This is a genomic window from Nocardioides sp. HB32, from assembly GCF_054058995.1.
This window is the reverse complement of record NZ_JBSSBS010000001.1, coordinates 3,058,888-3,073,186: the sequence shown is the minus strand read 5'-3', so window position 1 is coordinate 3,073,186 and position 14,299 is coordinate 3,058,888. Positions and strand designations below refer to the sequence as shown.

Annotated in this window: 14 protein-coding genes; 9 read left to right on the top strand and 5 right to left on the bottom strand. The window is 73.3% G+C overall.

Annotated features, from left to right (window positions below; all coding sequences use genetic code 11):
- Positions 1 to 6 precede the first annotated feature (6 nt).
- Entirely contained in the window at positions 7 to 357 is a 351-nt protein-coding gene (locus ACVW2K_RS15535) for an ankyrin repeat domain-containing protein (protein WP_457203134.1), read from the bottom strand.
- A gap of 26 nt (positions 358 to 383) precedes the next feature.
- Here ACVW2K_RS15535 and galK point away from each other — a divergent pair, with 26 nt between their 5' ends.
- The 3 genes from galK (at position 384) to ACVW2K_RS15520 (ending at position 4,174) form a co-directional block, all read left to right on the top strand.
- Positions 384 to 1,550 (top strand): galactokinase, encoded by a 1,167-nt coding sequence (galK, locus tag ACVW2K_RS15530; protein ID WP_457203133.1) that lies wholly within the window; start codon positions 384 to 386, stop codon positions 1,548 to 1,550.
- 550 nt (positions 1,551 to 2,100) lie between these two features.
- Positions 2,101 to 2,772: a hypothetical protein gene (locus tag ACVW2K_RS15525; protein ID WP_457203132.1), complete on the top strand. Its 672-nt coding sequence runs from the start codon at positions 2,101 to 2,103 to the stop codon at positions 2,770 to 2,772.
- Between the two features lie 37 nt (positions 2,773 to 2,809).
- Positions 2,810 to 4,174 (top strand): LLM class flavin-dependent oxidoreductase, encoded by a 1,365-nt coding sequence (locus tag ACVW2K_RS15520; RefSeq protein ID WP_457204077.1) that lies wholly within the window; start codon positions 2,810 to 2,812, stop codon positions 4,172 to 4,174.
- Between the two features lies 1 nt (position 4,175).
- On the opposite strand, the gene ACVW2K_RS15515 is transcribed toward ACVW2K_RS15520, so the two are convergent.
- Both ACVW2K_RS15515 and ACVW2K_RS15510 read right to left on the bottom strand, forming a co-directional pair.
- Positions 4,176 to 5,390 (bottom strand): acyl-CoA dehydrogenase family protein, encoded by a 1,215-nt coding sequence (locus ACVW2K_RS15515; protein WP_457203131.1) that lies wholly within the window; start codon positions 5,388 to 5,390, stop codon positions 4,176 to 4,178.
- The gene (locus ACVW2K_RS15510; protein WP_457203130.1) at positions 5,390 to 6,754 is read right to left on the bottom strand and encodes an acyl-CoA dehydrogenase family protein; all 1,365 of its coding nucleotides are present in this window, start codon (positions 6,752 to 6,754) and stop codon (positions 5,390 to 5,392) included. Before ACVW2K_RS15510 ends, ACVW2K_RS15515 begins: the two co-directional genes overlap by 1 nt.
- Positions 6,755 to 6,834: 80 nt before the next feature.
- Between ACVW2K_RS15510 and def the strand changes: the two genes are divergently transcribed.
- Entirely contained in the window at positions 6,835 to 7,410 is a 576-nt protein-coding gene (def, locus tag ACVW2K_RS15505) for a peptide deformylase (protein WP_028638327.1), read from the top strand.
- 46 nt (positions 7,411 to 7,456) lie between these two features.
- A complete protein-coding gene (locus ACVW2K_RS15500; RefSeq protein WP_028638328.1) occupies positions 7,457 to 8,584 on the top strand; it encodes a magnesium and cobalt transport protein CorA in 1,128 nt (375 codons plus the stop codon).
- Between the two features lie 43 nt (positions 8,585 to 8,627).
- Here ACVW2K_RS15500 and ACVW2K_RS15495 read toward each other — a convergent pair whose 3' ends face one another.
- Together ACVW2K_RS15495 and cobA are read right to left on the bottom strand one after the other, a co-directional pair.
- Positions 8,628 to 9,431 (bottom strand): TrmH family RNA methyltransferase, encoded by an 804-nt coding sequence (locus ACVW2K_RS15495; RefSeq protein WP_457203129.1) that lies wholly within the window; start codon positions 9,429 to 9,431, stop codon positions 8,628 to 8,630.
- Positions 9,431 to 10,654: a uroporphyrinogen-III C-methyltransferase gene (gene cobA / locus ACVW2K_RS15490; RefSeq protein WP_457203128.1), complete on the bottom strand. Its 1,224-nt coding sequence runs from the start codon at positions 10,652 to 10,654 to the stop codon at positions 9,431 to 9,433. Before cobA ends, ACVW2K_RS15495 begins: the two co-directional genes overlap by 1 nt.
- Positions 10,655 to 10,749: 95 nt before the next feature.
- On the opposite strand from cobA, the gene ACVW2K_RS15485 reads away from it, so the two are divergent.
- The 4 genes from ACVW2K_RS15485 to ACVW2K_RS15470 are packed head-to-tail and all read left to right on the top strand — an operon-like array spanning position 10,750 to position 14,296.
- Positions 10,750 to 11,277 (top strand): YbhB/YbcL family Raf kinase inhibitor-like protein, encoded by a 528-nt coding sequence (locus tag ACVW2K_RS15485; RefSeq protein WP_457203127.1) that lies wholly within the window; start codon positions 10,750 to 10,752, stop codon positions 11,275 to 11,277.
- A 15-nt stretch (positions 11,278 to 11,292) separates the two neighbouring features.
- Positions 11,293 to 11,967 carry a hypothetical protein gene (locus ACVW2K_RS15480; protein ID WP_457203126.1) on the top strand — a complete coding sequence of 225 codons (675 nt, stop codon included), beginning with the start codon at positions 11,293 to 11,295 and terminating at the stop codon, positions 11,965 to 11,967.
- The gene (locus tag ACVW2K_RS15475; RefSeq protein ID WP_197025368.1) at positions 11,964 to 13,250 is read left to right on the top strand and encodes a glutamine synthetase family protein; all 1,287 of its coding nucleotides are present in this window, start codon (positions 11,964 to 11,966) and stop codon (positions 13,248 to 13,250) included. Before ACVW2K_RS15480 ends, ACVW2K_RS15475 begins: the two co-directional genes overlap by 4 nt.
- Positions 13,238 to 14,296, top strand: coding sequence for an amidohydrolase family protein (locus ACVW2K_RS15470; RefSeq protein WP_028638334.1), 1,059 nt, complete (start codon positions 13,238 to 13,240; stop codon positions 14,294 to 14,296). The genes ACVW2K_RS15475 and ACVW2K_RS15470 overlap by 13 nt, the downstream gene beginning before the upstream one ends.
- Positions 14,297 to 14,299 lie beyond the last annotated feature (3 nt).

The window sequence follows — 14,299 nt, the reverse complement described above, 5'->3', positions numbered from 1 at the left end:
ACGAGTCTACGTCGCGAGTGGCCGACCGACCGCTTCCGCGGTGGCGCGGGCGGAGGGCGTCCCGTGGTCGGGGTCGGCGCCGAGGCCGAGAAGGGTGCGCACGACCGCATCCCGCCGCTGGTGGACCGCCCCCGTGAGCGGCGACTGGCCGCGGTCGTTGAGGCGGTCGACGTCGGCGCCGCGCTCGGCCAGCTGCGCGACGAGGAGCTGGTGGCCGTGGTAGGCCGCCAGCGTGAGCAGCGTGTTGCCCTTGCCGTCGGTGAGGTTGACCGGCACCCCGGCGTCGACGTGCGCCAGCAGCGCGTCGGCGTTCCCCGTGCGGGCCATCTCGAAGAGGTCGTGGGCGAGCGGGTGCACGACCCCAGTATCCCTAGGCTGGGGCCATGCCGTACGTCGCTCCCGGGGATCCCACGTCGCTCGCGTCCGCTGCCGCCTCGGCCTTCGCTGCGGAGTACGGCGACTCCCCCGCCGTCGTCGGCCGTGCGCCGGGCCGCGTGAACCTGATCGGCGAGCACACCGACTACAACGGCGGCCTGGTGCTGCCGGTGGCGCTGCCGCACGCGACGTACGCCGCTGTCCGCCCCCGGACCGACGACGTGGTGCGGATCGCGAGCGTCGAGGAGTCGACGCCGTGGGCCGGCACCCTGTCGTCGCTGTCGACGGCCACCGGGTGGGCGGCGTACGCCGCCGGGGTCCTGTGGGCGCTGCGCGAGGCCGGTGTCGAGGTGCCGGGCGTGGACGTCCTGGTGCACGGCACGGTGCCCCTGGGTGCCGGGCTGTCGTCGTCCGCGGCGCTGGAGTGCTCGGTGGCCGTCGCCGCGTGCGCGGTCGCCGATGTGCCCCTGGACCGGCCGCTGGTGGTCGCGGCCTGCATCCGCGCGGAGACCGAGGTGGCCGGCGCCCCCACCGGGGGGATGGACCAGACGGTGTCGATGCTGGCGTCAACCGGGACTGCGCTGTTGATCGACTTCGAGACCCCGTCGTCGTCCTCGTCGCCGGTGGCGGTCGACCTGCCCCTGTCGGACGTGTCGCTGCTCGTCACGGACACCCGCGTCTCGCACGCGCTGAACGACGGCGGGTACGGCGCTCGGCGCGCGGACTGCGAGAAGGCCGCCGCCGCACTCGGCGTACCGTCCCTGCGGTCGGCGTCGCTCGCGGACGTCTCCTCGCTCACCGACGTGCGGGTGCGCCGCCGGGCCCGGCACGTCGTCAGCGAGATCGCCCGGGTGTCGGCCGTCGTCGGGGCGCTCTCCTCGGGCTCGTGGTCGGCGGTGGGTTCGCTGTTCGCCGAGTCGCACGCCTCGATGCGCGACGACTTCGAGATCTCGAGCGCCGAGCTCGACCTGGCCGTCTCGACCGCGGTCTCCGCCGGCGCGATCGGCGCCCGGATGACCGGCGGCGGCTTCGGCGGCTCCTCGATCGCGGCCGTCCCCACCTCCTCGGTCCCGGACGTCGTCGCCGCCATCGACGCGGCGTTCGCCGCTGCCGGGTTCCGCGCGCCGCAGCACCTGCTCGCCGAGCCCTCTGGTGCCGCCGCTGTCGTCTCCTGACGTCGCGGATTGGTCACCAACCGCAGATGGGGAGCCCTCCCACCTGCGGTTGGTGACCAATCCGCGTGCATTTCGTGCCCCGGGCGCAGGCCGGCGGTGCGCCAGCCACCGTTTCGTGGCCGAGAACGGTGGCCAGCTCACCGCCCGCCCGGATGACCCCGGCGATTGGTCACGAACCGCACGCGAACGGCCTAACAATCTGCGGTTGGTGACCAATCCGCGTGCATTTCGTGCCCCGGGCGCAGGCCGGCGGTGCGCCAGCCACCGTTTCGTGGCCGAGAACGGTGGCCAGGTCACCGCCCGCCCGGATGACCCCGGCGATTGGTCACGAACCGCACGCGAACGGCCCGAGAATCTGCGGTTGGTGACCAATGCGCGTGCAATTCGGGGCCCGGCACAGACGCCGCGGAGCCGAGCCGCTGGCGCCGTCACCGGCCCACGACCCGGTCCGACGAGTGATGTTCGAGACAACGGCGCAGCATGCCCGACGCCGATGGGTACATGCTTCAATCCAGACACGACCGTCTCCATCGATCGAAGGGAAGCCCTCGTGGCCAACAAGAGCCCGATCAACAAGCTCCAGGACACCGTCGTCGGCACCGTGAAGGCGGTGATGACCCACCCCGTCGGCACAGCCGGCAAGGCCGTGGGACAGGCGCGAGGGGCGGTACTGCTCGGGCGCACGGTCGCGGAGCAGGTCGGCAAGACCGCAGTCGGCGCGGTCGCGGGCCGTCTCGGCCACGGGGGGACTCAGCAAGACACGCAGCATGCGACCCAGCAGGCGCCGGCACCGGTGCGCTCCGTGACCCCGACGCCGCCGGTGAAGAAGGCTCCCCCGGCGAAGAAGGCCGACCGGACCACCCCGACGCGGCCGCCGGTGACCGATGTCGTCACCGACCTGGTCAAGGAGCAGGCCGCGCACCAGCCGGTGCCGGCGGCCACGGCCGAGCCGGTGACCTCGATCGACGCGACAGCGGACGTGGAGCACGTCGACGCCACCCCGGCGGACGTCGCGAAGAAGGTCGCGAGGAAGGCGCCGGCGACGAGGGCGCCGGCGAAGAAGACCGCTGCGAAGAAGACGCCGGGCAGGAAGACGACCCCGAGCGCCAAGCTTCCCACGCGCAAGGCAGCGCCGAAGAGCGCCGCCGAGGTCGTCGAGGACGCCGACCTGCCGAGCCCGATCGAGTCGATCGGCAGCAGCACCGACCCCGGGCAGGGCTGAGACGGCCGAGCGGCTCCCCGACCCGGCGCTCGTCGTCCTGGTCGGTGCCTCGGGCTCGGGCAAGTCGACGTGGGCGCGCGCCCGCTACCGCCGGGAGGAGGTCGTCTCCTCGGACGACCTCCGCGGCGTGGTCGGCAGCGGCGCGCACGACCTGGACGCCTCCGACGACGCCTTCGCACTGCTGGAGCGGATCGTCGACGCCCGTCTCGGCCGCGGGCTCACCACGGTGGTCGACACCCTGGGCCTCGACGACGTACGCCGGAGCCGCTGGCTCGAGGCTGCCCGCGCAGCCGGACTGCCGGCGGTCGCCGTGCTCCTGGACACGCCGGACGACCTGTGCCGGTCCCGCAACCGCGAGCGCGACCGGCCGGTGCCCGCGCCGGCCCTCGCGGCCCAGCTGAGGAAGGTCGCCGCGGTCGACCTCGCCGGCTGGCAGGTGGACCGCGTCCGACCGGGCAGTGTGCCCGAGCGTGACCCGGAGGTAGGTCTCAGGCCCACGACCGGTTCAGCGGAGCGCCGCAACAGCCAGGGGCTGCGGTTCGTGCTGCAGGTGGGCCGGTTCCCGTGGGGCGAGAGCCCGACGCCGTGGCTGACACAGGTCGCCACCGCGGCCGACGAGGCGGGCTTCGCCGGCCTCGCCCTGATGGACCACCTGATCCAGATCCCGCAGGTCGGGCGGGCGTGGGAGGCGATCCCCGAGCCGTGGGTGACGCTCGGCCTGCTCGCCGGGCTCGACACCCGGCTGGACCTCGGCACCCTCGTGACGCCCGTGACGTTCCGGGCACCCGGCATCACCGCCAAGGCCGCGGCCACCCTCGACGCACTCTCCGGCGGGCGCGCGTTCCTCGGGCTGGGGGCGGGCTGGTGGGCGCGGGAGCACGCGGCGTACGGCCTGCCGTTCCCGCCGCCCCGCGAGCGCCTCGACGAGGTCGAGCGCGCCATCGCGACGATGCGGGCACTGTGGGCACCCGGCACCAGGGCGGCGGCCGGACTCCCCGAGACCACGAGCTACCCGCGGCCGGCGCACGACATCCCGATCATCCTCGGCGGCTCCGGGGACCGGATGCTGAGCATCGCGCGGCAGTACGCGGACGCGGTCAACGTCCGCACCGAGCACGTCGACCGCGCGGTCGACGCGCTCGAGGGATCGGACGTGACGGTCACGGTCCTCGACCTGCCGACCGTCGGACGCGACCGCGAGGACGTGTGGGCCCGGGTGGAGCGGCTGCGCGGGAGCACCCCGGCCGCGGCGTACGCCGAGCGCACGCATGCCGGCACCCCGGCGGTACAGCGCGACCGCTACGGCGCGCTGGCGGCCCGGGGTGTCGACACGGTGTTCCTGGCCCTGGCCGACCTCGACGGTCCCGACGACCTCGAGCGGTTGGCGCCGCTCACCGCCTGACCTACTTGAGCTGGGCGCTGGTCAGCCCGAGCACGCGCCGGGCCACGATCAGCTGCTGGATCTGCTGGGTTCCCTCGAAGATGTCCAGGATCTTGGAGTCACGCGCCCACTTCTCGAGCAGCTCGCCCTCGGCGTACCCGACCGAGCCCGCGAGCTCCACGCACGACAGCGTGATGTCGGAGCCGACCCGGCCCGCCTTCGCCTTGGCCATCGAGGCCTCGAGCGAGTTCGGCCTGCGGTTGTCCGCCATCCACGCCGCCTGCAGCATCAGCAGGTGCGCGGCCTCCCAGTCCGCCTCCATCTGCAGGAACTTCGCGGCCGCCGCGTGCTGCGTGATCGCCGGGCGGTCGTAGTCGACCTCCACCCCGGCCGTCTCGAGCAGCTCGCGCGTGAGGTCCAGCGCCGCCCGCGCACAGCCGACCGCCATCGCGGCGACCAGCGGGCGGGTGTTGTCGAAGGTCGCCATCGCGCCGGCGAACCCCTGCTTGGTGTCGATCTCGGGCGACCCGAGGAGGTTGGCGGCCGGCACGCGGCAGTTCTCGAACCGGATCGTCGCCGTGTCGGACGCCTTGATCCCGAGCTTGTGCTCGAGCCGCTCGACGGTCATGCCGGGCGTGCCCTTCGGGACCACGAACGACTTGATCGCGGCCCGGCCCAGGTCCTTGTCGAGGGTCGCCCACACGACGACGGCGTCGGACCGCTCGCCGGAGGTCACGAAGATCTTCTCGCCGTTGAGGACGTACTCGTCGCCGTCCAGTACGGCGGTGGTGCGGATGTTCGCCGAGTCCGACCCGGTGTCCGGCTCGGTGATCGCCATCGACGCCCACACGCCGTCGAACCGCTCGTGCTGCTCGTTGTCGGCCACCGAGGCGATCGCGGAGTTCCCCAGGCCCTGGCGCGGCATCGAGAGCAGCAGTCCGACGTCGCCCCAGCACATCTCGGCGATCGACATCACCGAGGCCAGGTTGGTGCCGTTCTTCACGGAGCCGTCGTCCCCGTCCTCGCTGCGCTTCACCCCGGCCGCGCCCGCGCCCTCGCTCGCGCCGGACTCCGAGAGCCCGTCGATCATCGCGGCGAGCATGTCGAGCTCCTTGGGGTACGCGTGCTCGGCCTTGTCGTACTTGCGCGAGATCGGCCGCAGCATGTTCATCGCGACCTGGTGCGCCTGCCCGACCAGGGGCCGGAACTTCTTCGGGTCGTCCAGATTGATGGGCATCAGACAAGCACCGCACCTTCCATCACGCCGATCGCACGCAGGTCGCGGTACCACCGCTCCACCGGGTGCTCCTTCACGAACCCGTGACCCCCGAGCAGCTGGACGCCGTCGAGGCCGATCTGCATCCCCTTGTCCGCACACAGCCTCCGGGCCAGCGCGACCTCCCGGGCGAAGTCCTTGCCGGCGGCGGCCCGCGCCGCGGCCTTCCACGTCAGGAGCCGCATCGACTGCAGCTCGATCGCGGTGTTCGCGACCATGAACGCCACCGACTGTCGGTGCGCCACCGGCTCGCCGAACGCCTCGCGCTCCTTCACGTACGGCACCACGTAGTCGAGCACTGCCTGCCCGGTGCCGACGGCGAGCGCGCACCAGGCGAGCCGGGCGAGTCGCACGCACTCGGCGTACGTCGACCCGTCGGTCTCCCCCAGCACCGCGTCGGTCGGGACGTGCACGTCGGTGAGGTGGATCTTCGTGAGCCCGGCCGCCCGCACGCCCATGGCGGGGTCCGCCTCGACCTCGATCCCGACGGCCGAGGACTCGACGAGGAACAGCACCGGAGCGCCGTCGAGCGCCGCGCCGATGACGAACAGCTCGGCGTCGGCGCCCCGAGGGACGGCTGACTTCACGCCGTTCAGGACGAAGCCGTCGCCGGTCCGGGTCGCCGTCGTGGCCGGCGCCAGGACGTCGAAGAGGACGGTCGGCTCGGTGAGCGCGATCGCGGCCGCCGGGACGGCGCCGTCGGTGAACGCCGGCAGGTAGGTCTGCTGCTGCGCGTCGGTGCCCCACAGCCCGATCGCGGTCGCGACCGACCCGGGTGCGAGGGAGGCGACGGCCAGGCCCAGGTCGCCGTGCGCGAGCGCCTCGGCGACCAGCGTGCCGGCCATCGCGGACCGCTCCTCGGAGATGCCGCCGAGGGCCTCGGGCAGGCCGAGGATCGGCAGCCCGACCTCGAGCCCCGCCTTGAGCACCGCCTCCGGGGCCGCGCACGCCTCGTCGGCCTCGGCCGCGACCGGCCGGAGCACCTCCGACGCGAGCTCGCTGACGACGTCGACGAGCATCTGCTCGTCCTCGGTGGGGGTCAGGTCGAACACGCCGCGACCGGCGGTCGCCGCCGGTCGAGTGCCGGCCTTGCCCGCGTTGCCCGCCTTCGCGAACGTGCGGCTGGCGGCCGTGATGGTCTTGAACCCGCTGCGCGTCGTGGTGAACACGGCCTGCTCGGCCTGCTTGCGCAGGCCCACCCGGTCGAGCACGTCGCTGCGGGCGAGCCGGCTGAGTGCGGCGACGGCGTACCCGATCGGGTCGCGGCTCTCCTTGCTGGACAGCCCGTGCTTCCCGCCGGGCCGAAGGCTGTGGATCAGGGACATGCGGTCAATGTAACTCGGAGTTACACTCCCGGCTACAGCGGGCGTCGTGGAGCCGGTCACACGGTCGCTACGCTCCCCGCATGCCTGACCAGCCCTCCGGCCAGCTCCCCGACGGCGGCCACGTCCGCCCGATCACCCGCTGGGGCACTCCGGTCATGCACCGGCCCCAGCAGCGCGTGACGGCGTACGACGACGCGCTCCGTGCCCTGGCCGCCGACATGGTCGCCACCATGTACGCCGCGGACGGCGTGGGCCTGGCGGCCTGCCAGGTCGGCGAGGACGTCGCGATGTTCGTCTTCGACTGTCCCGACGAGTCCGGCGAGCACACCGCCGGCGTGGTCTGCAACCCGGTGCTGACCCTGCCCGAGGGGCGCGACCGGCACCTCGACGACGGCGACGAGGGCTGCCTGTCGTTCCCGGGCGCCTTCGTCGAGTGCGCGCGGCCCGACGTCGCGACCGTCACCGGCACCGGCCTCGACGGCGAGCCGGTCGAGTTCTCCGGCGACGGCCTGCTCGCCCGGTGCCTGCAGCACGAGACCGACCACACCAACGGCATCGTGTTCGGCGACCGACTGCCCAACAAGGCCCGCAAGAAGCTCGAGAAGGCGCACGAGAAGGCGGCCCCCGACTTCCCCGCGGAGTGGCCGGCCGGCTGACCTCGCGCCTATCCTGCTCGGGGGTCGAGCGGGAGGAGGTCCAGCCATGTCCGACCGTTCCTTCAAGCCGATCCGGTCGCTGACCGGACGGGTGCGCCGGCGTACCCCGGCGGCTCCCGGCGCCCCGCTCGCCGTCGAGCGGACCCAGGACCGGGTCAGCATGGTCGACAGCGCGATCTACGTCGCCGGCGACCGCGTCGACTCACCCGCCACCCTGGCCGACACGTTCCGCTCGCTGAGCGAGCACGACGACGCCGTCGCCTGGATCGGGCTGTACCGGCCGGACCAGCACGAGCTGGGCGAGCTGGCGGAGGAGTTCGACCTGCACGAGCTCGCGGTCGAGGACGCGATCGTCGCGCACCAGCGGCCGAAGCTGGAGCGGTACGACGAGACGCTGTTCGTGGTGCTCCGGGCGGCGCACTACGTCGACTCCCGCGAGGAGGTCGAGTTCGGCGAGGTCCACCTGTTCGTCGGCCCGGACTTCGTGATCACCGTCCGGCACTCCGAGTCGCCGGACCTGTCCGCCGTACGCCGCCGGCTGGAGTCGAACCCCGACCTGCTCGCCCTGGGCCCGGAGGCGATCCTCTACGCGATCCTGGACCGGATCGTCGACGGCTACCTCCCCGTCGTCGCGGGCCTCGAGAACGACATCGACGAGATCGAGACGGAGGTGTTCGGCAGCGACCCGCAGGTGTCGCGGCGCATCTACGAGCTGACCCGCGAGGTGATCGAGTTCCAGCGGGCGACCCGTCCGCTCGCGACGGTGCTGCGCAACCTGTCCGCCGGCTTCGCGAAGTACGGCACCGACGAGGAGCTCCAGCGCTACCTGCGTGACGTCGAGGACCACCTCACCCAGGTCATCGAGCAGGTCGACGGCTTCCGGCAGCTGCTCCGCGACATCCTGACCGTGAACGCGACCCTGGTCGCCCAGCGGCAGAACGAGGAGATGCGCGCGCTGTCGGAGGCGAGCATCGAGCAGAACGACGACGTCAAGCGGATCTCGGCCTGGGCGGCGATCCTGTTCGCCCCCACCCTGGTCGGCACCGTCTACGGCATGAACTTCGACCACATGCCCGAGCTGCACTGGGCCGGCGGCTACCCCTTCGCGCTGGTGCTGATGCTGATGGTCAGCGTCACGCTGTGGGCGGTCTTCAAGTTCCGCCGCTGGATTTGACGCCGAGTCGGCGCAGTCTCAGCTGAGACTGCGCCGACTCGGCTCAGCGGCGCGCGGTGACGTAGCAGGCGACGGCGGTGGCGGCGGCGACGTTGAGCGAGTCGATGCCCTCGGCCATCGGGATGATGGCGCGGCGGTCGGCGGTCTGCTCCCAGCGCTCCGACAGGCCGTGCCCCTCGGAGCCGAGCACGAGCGCCACGCGGTCCAGGCCGGCCACGGCCTGCTCGATGGGTACGGCGTCCGGGGCGAGCGTCAGCGCGATGGTGGTGAACCCGAGGACGGTGAGCGCCGGCAGGGCGCCGTACCAGTCCGGCAGGCGGGTCCAGGGCGTGGTGAACACGGCGCCCATGCCGACCTTGATGGAGCGGCGGTAGAGCGGGTCGGCGCACCGGGGCGCCAGCAGCGCGGCGTCGAAGCCGAGGGCGGCGCCGGAGCGGAAGATCGCGCCGACATTGGTGTGGTCGACGATGTCCTCGAGCACCAGGACCGAGCGCGCGCCGGAGAGCACCGACGACACCGACGGCAGGGGCAGCCGCTCCAGCGAAGCCAGCGCGCCGCGGTGGACGTGGAATCCCGTGACCTCCTCGGCGAGTGCCTCGGTGACGACGTAGCAGGGCGCATCAGAGCGCGCGAGCTCGTCCGAGAGCCCCTCGAGCCAGCGCGGCGCCATCAGGAACGAGCGTGGGGTGAAGCCCGCGGCCACCGCGCGACGGACCACCTTCTCCCCCTCGGCGAGGAACAGCCCGTGGGTCGCCTCGAGGTGCTTGCGGAGCTCGACGTCGCGCAGGTCGCGGTAGTCGGCGAGCCGGGGGTCGGCAGGGTCGGTGATCTCGACGAGGGTGGCCATCACGCAAAGTGTGCGGGATGGGCCACGGCGACGACCTCGCCGACCACGATGATCGCCGGCGGGCGCACCGCCTCCTCCGAGAGCCTCGCGGCGAGGGTCCCGAGCGTCGCGAGCACGGTCCGCTCCCCCGGCATCGTGCCCTCGGAGACCACCGCCACCGGCGTGGCCGGCGAGCGGCCGCCGGCGACGAGGGCGGTGGCGATCGCGGGCGCGTTCTCGACCGCCATCATCAGCACGACGGTGCCGGACATCGAGCCGATGGCGGTCCAGTTGACCTGGGACTCGGGGTGTCCCGGCGGCAGGTGACCGGAGACGACCGTGAACTCGTGGGCGACGCCGCGGTGGGTCACCGGGATGCCTGCCACGCCGGGGACGGCGATCGGGCTGGACAGCCCGGGCACCACGGTCACCGGCACCCCGGCCTCGCGGCAGGCGATGACCTCCTCGAAGCCGCGGCCGAAGACGAAGCTGTCGCCGCCCTTGAACCGCACCACCCGCTTGCCCTCGAGCGCCCGCGCGACGATGACGCGGTTGATCTCCTCCTGCTGGGCGGACCGGCCGCGCGGCAGCTTCGCCACGTCGATCAGCTCGACGTCCGCGGGCAGCTCGCCGAGCAGCTCGCGCGGCGCGAGCCGGTCGGCGACCACGACGTCCGCCTCGACGAGCGCCTTGCGACCGGCGACCGTCATCAGCTCGGGGTCTCCGGGCCCGCCGCCGACCAGCACCACGCCCGGCGACCGGTCGCGCTGGTGCCGGGCCACGATCGTGCCCTCGCGCAAGCCCTCGAGGATCTCGTCGCGGACCGCCGCGGAGCGCTGCGGCTCGCGCTGGCCGAGCACCGCGACCGTCACGCCGGCGTGCCGACCGACCGCCGGCGTCCAGGCCGACGCCCGGGTGGCGTCGTCGGAGCGGACGCAGAAGACCCGGCGTACCTCCGCCGAGGCGGAGACCTGCTCGTTGACCGTGCGGTCGTCGGTGGCCGCGATGACGTACCACGCCTCGTCGAGGTCGGCGTCCTGGAAGCCGCGCCGGTGCCACGTCACCTCACCGGAGCCGACCATGCCCTCGATCGCCGGTGTCACGTCGGGGCTGACCACGTGCACGTCGGCGCCCACCGCGATCAGCTGCGGGACCCGGCGCTGCGCGACGTGCCCGCCGCCCACGACGACGACGCGCCGTCCGCCCAGCCGCAGGCCGGAGGGGTACGTCGGGAAGTCGTCCATGACGCCATCATCGTGGCCCCGCTCCGCTCGACCGTGGCGCAGGCTCACCCTCCGGACTACGTTGAGGTCCAAGCGTCCGCCGAGATAGGAGTGCCATGAGCCTCGACCGTCCGGTCAGCCCGAACCCGTACGACCTGCTCCCCGCCGTCGCGTCCTTCACCGTCACCAGTACGGACGTCACCGACGGCCAGCCGCTCAAGGACGACCAGGTCGCGGCAGCGGGCAACACGTCACCGCAGCTCTCCTGGGAAGGAGCGCCCGAGGACACCCGGAGCTACACGGTCACCTGCTTCGACCCGGACGCGCCGACCCCGAGCGGCTTCTGGCACTGGGTCCTCGTCGACCTGCCCGCCGACATCACCTCGCTCGACGCCGGCGCCGGCGCCGAGGGCGCCGAGCTGCCGGGCAACGCGTTCATGTGCCGCAACGACGGCGGCTCGAAGGCGTTCATGGGCGCTGCTCCGCCGGAGGGTGACCAGGTGCACCGCTACTACTACGTCGTGCATGCGGTGAAGGAGGACTCCCTCGGGGTCGACTCCGACGCCTCGCCCGCCGTCGTCTCCTTCAACCTGGCGTTCAAGACCGCCGCCCGCGCGATCCTGCACGGCACCTACCAGCACTAGGCGCCCGGGACTCTCATGCGGACCGTCGCCGCCCTCGCACTCACCGCGGGCCTGCTCGTCGGCCTCCCGCAGTCCGCGCAGGCGCAGGAGAGCTGCAACGGCGACCCCGCCACCATCGTGGGCACGCCGGGCGCCGCGATCGTAGGCACCACCGACCGCGACGTGGTGGTGACGAACGGGGCCGCGTCCGTCGACACGCTCGCCGGCATCGACGTCGTCTGCGTGACCGGCGGCGTGCCCACGACCATGGAGGGCGGCCCCGGGCGGGACCGGGCCGTCGTCGCCGTCCCGGGCGGCTTCGTGCGGATGGACCTCGGTGCCGGCACCCTCTCCTCCGGCCCCGGCGGCGACGGCTCGCTGACCGGCTTCGAGGACGCGACCGTCCGCGCCCACGGCGCGTTGGTGGACGGGACCAGCGGCCCGAACGACATCCGGTGGAACCTCTGCACCGGCACCATCACCGCCCAGCGCGGGCCGGACAAGGTGACCTGGGCCGGCGGCGAGGACCTCTGCGTGGCGGGCGACCAACGGACGTGGGGCGCCTTCGGCGGTGGCGGCCAGGACCTCCTGATCGGCAGCCCGTGGGCCGACACCCTGGTCGGGGGGCGTGGTCACGACGTCGGCGACGGGCGTGGCGGCTTCGACCGGTGCCGCGTCGAGGTCGCGCGCAACTGCGAGAGCGACCGGTGAGCGAGCCCGTCCTCGTCGGCGGCTCGATCGTCGACATGGGCGGGGTGGCCCGGGCGAAGTACGTGCCGGCCGCCCGCCTGGACGCGTTCCGCGAGATCGGGATGGGTGCGTCGCCGTCGTGGAGCGTCTTCACCGTCGACGGGTCCGTCGCGTTCACCGACGACCTCGGCGTGGTCGGCGACCTCCGGATCCACATCGACCCCGCCGAGCTGCGCGACGTCGCGGACGGCATCGCCTGGGCGCCCGGGGACCTGCACCACCAGAACGGCGAGCCGTCCGCGATGTGTGCCCGCCACGTGCTGCGTCGCGCGGTCGAGGCCGCCTCCGGGGCCGGGCTCACGGCCCGGGTCGGCGCCGAGCTCGAGTGCACGCTGCTCGCCCCGGACGGCTCGCACGCGACGACAGCGGGGTGGGCGCCGTACGGGCTGCGCTCGTCGCTGGAGCAGGCGCCGTTCCTCGTCGACCTGGCCCGGTCGGCCCAGGCCGCCGGGCTCGGCCTCGAGCAGCTGCACATGGAGTACGGCCACGACCAGGTCGAGCTGTCGCTCTCCCCCACCGACCCGCTCGCGGCGGCCGACGACGTCGTCCTGGCTCGCCTGGTGATCGGGCGCACCGCGGAGCGGCACGGCATGCGCGTGTCGTTCTCGCCGTTGCCGTTCGCCGGCGAGGCCGGCAACGGTGCGCACCTGCACCTGTCCCTCGCGAACGCCGACGGGCCGGTGTTCTCGGGTGGGGACGGGCCCCACGGCCTGACCCCCGCCGGCGCGGCCGCGATCGCGGGGGTGCTCGCGACGCTGCCGGAGCTGATCGCGGTGTACGCCGGGTCGGCACTGTCCGAGCGACGGCTGGTGCCCGGCAACTGGGCGGGCGCCGCCCTCTGCTGGGGGCTCGAGAACCGCGAGGCGGCGGTCCGGCTCGTCGAAGCAGGTACGGGCACCGCACACGGCGCCAACATCGAGCTCAAGGTGGTGGACCCGAGCTCGAACCCGTACCTCGCGATCGCCGCATTCCTCGGCAGTGCCCGGCTCGGCGTCGAGCGCGGCCTCACGCCACCCGACGAGGTGTCGGTCGACCCGTCCGGTTCCGGACTCGACCTCGCCCTCCTTCCCCCACACCAGGGGGCGGCCCTGGACGCGCTGGCCGGGTCCGGGGTGGCGCGCGAGCTGCTCGGCGGTCCGGTCGTCGACGGGCTGCTCGCCGTCCGGCGGCACGAGGTCAGGACGTTCTCCGGTCTCACCCTCGCCGAGACCGCCGAAACCCTGCGGATGGCATGGAGCTGCTAGTCGAGCATCTCGGCTCCGTCGGGCTCGTCGACCACCACGTGCACGGCTGGTTCACCGAGCCCGGCGACCGCGCGGCCTTCGAGGAGGCGCTGAACGAGGGCGCGACCGGGCCGGTCTCCTCGGGCTTCGACCTGCCCATCGGGGTGGCGGTACGCCGCTGGTGCGCGCCGCTGCTCGGCCTGCCCGCCCTGACCACCTCGGACGAGTACTGGGAGGCACGCTCCGCCACGCCGTACGACGAGCTCGTGCGCACCTTCCTCACCGCCGCGGGCGTCGACCACTGGGTTGTCGACACCGGGCTCACGCCGGGGCTCGTGACCGATCCCGAGCCGCGGTCCGAGGTGATCCGCCTCGAGCTGCTGATGGAGCAGGTGCTGGGCGAGGACGACGTGGTCGGTGCGTTCCGGGAGCGGCTCGGCCGCGCGGTCGCCTCCGGCACCGTCGGCGCGAAGACGATCGCGGCGTACCGGTGCGGCCTCGAGATCGACTGGTCGCGTCCCGACGACGCCGACGTCGCCGCCCGGGCCCGTACGGCGAGCACTCGGGTGGTCGATCCGGTGCTGGTGGCCTTCGGCGCCCACGAGGCGGCCGCTCTCGGGCTCCCGCTGCAGGTGCACACCGGCTTCGGCGACCGCGACCTCGACCTGTCGGCGGCGAACCCGCTCCACCTGACGCCACTGATCCGTACGGTCAGCAGCCCGGTGCTATTGCTGCACTGCTACCCGTACCACCGGCAGGCCGGCTACCTGGCCCAGGCCTTCGAGCACGTCTTCTTCGACGTCGGCCTCGCGATCAACCACCTCGGCGCGCGGTCGGTCCAGCTGGTCGCAGAGGCGATGGACCTGGCGCCGTTCGGCAAGCAGCTCTACTCCTCAGACGCCTACGGGCTGCCCGAGCTGCACTTCCTCGGCTCGGTCCTGTGGCGGCGGGCGATGGGTGAGGTGATCGGCGGGTGGGTGCGCCGCGGCGACTGGTCGACCGACGACGCGATCCGGGTGGTCGACCTGATCGGCCGCGACAACGCCGCGCGGGTCTACGACCTGTGAGCC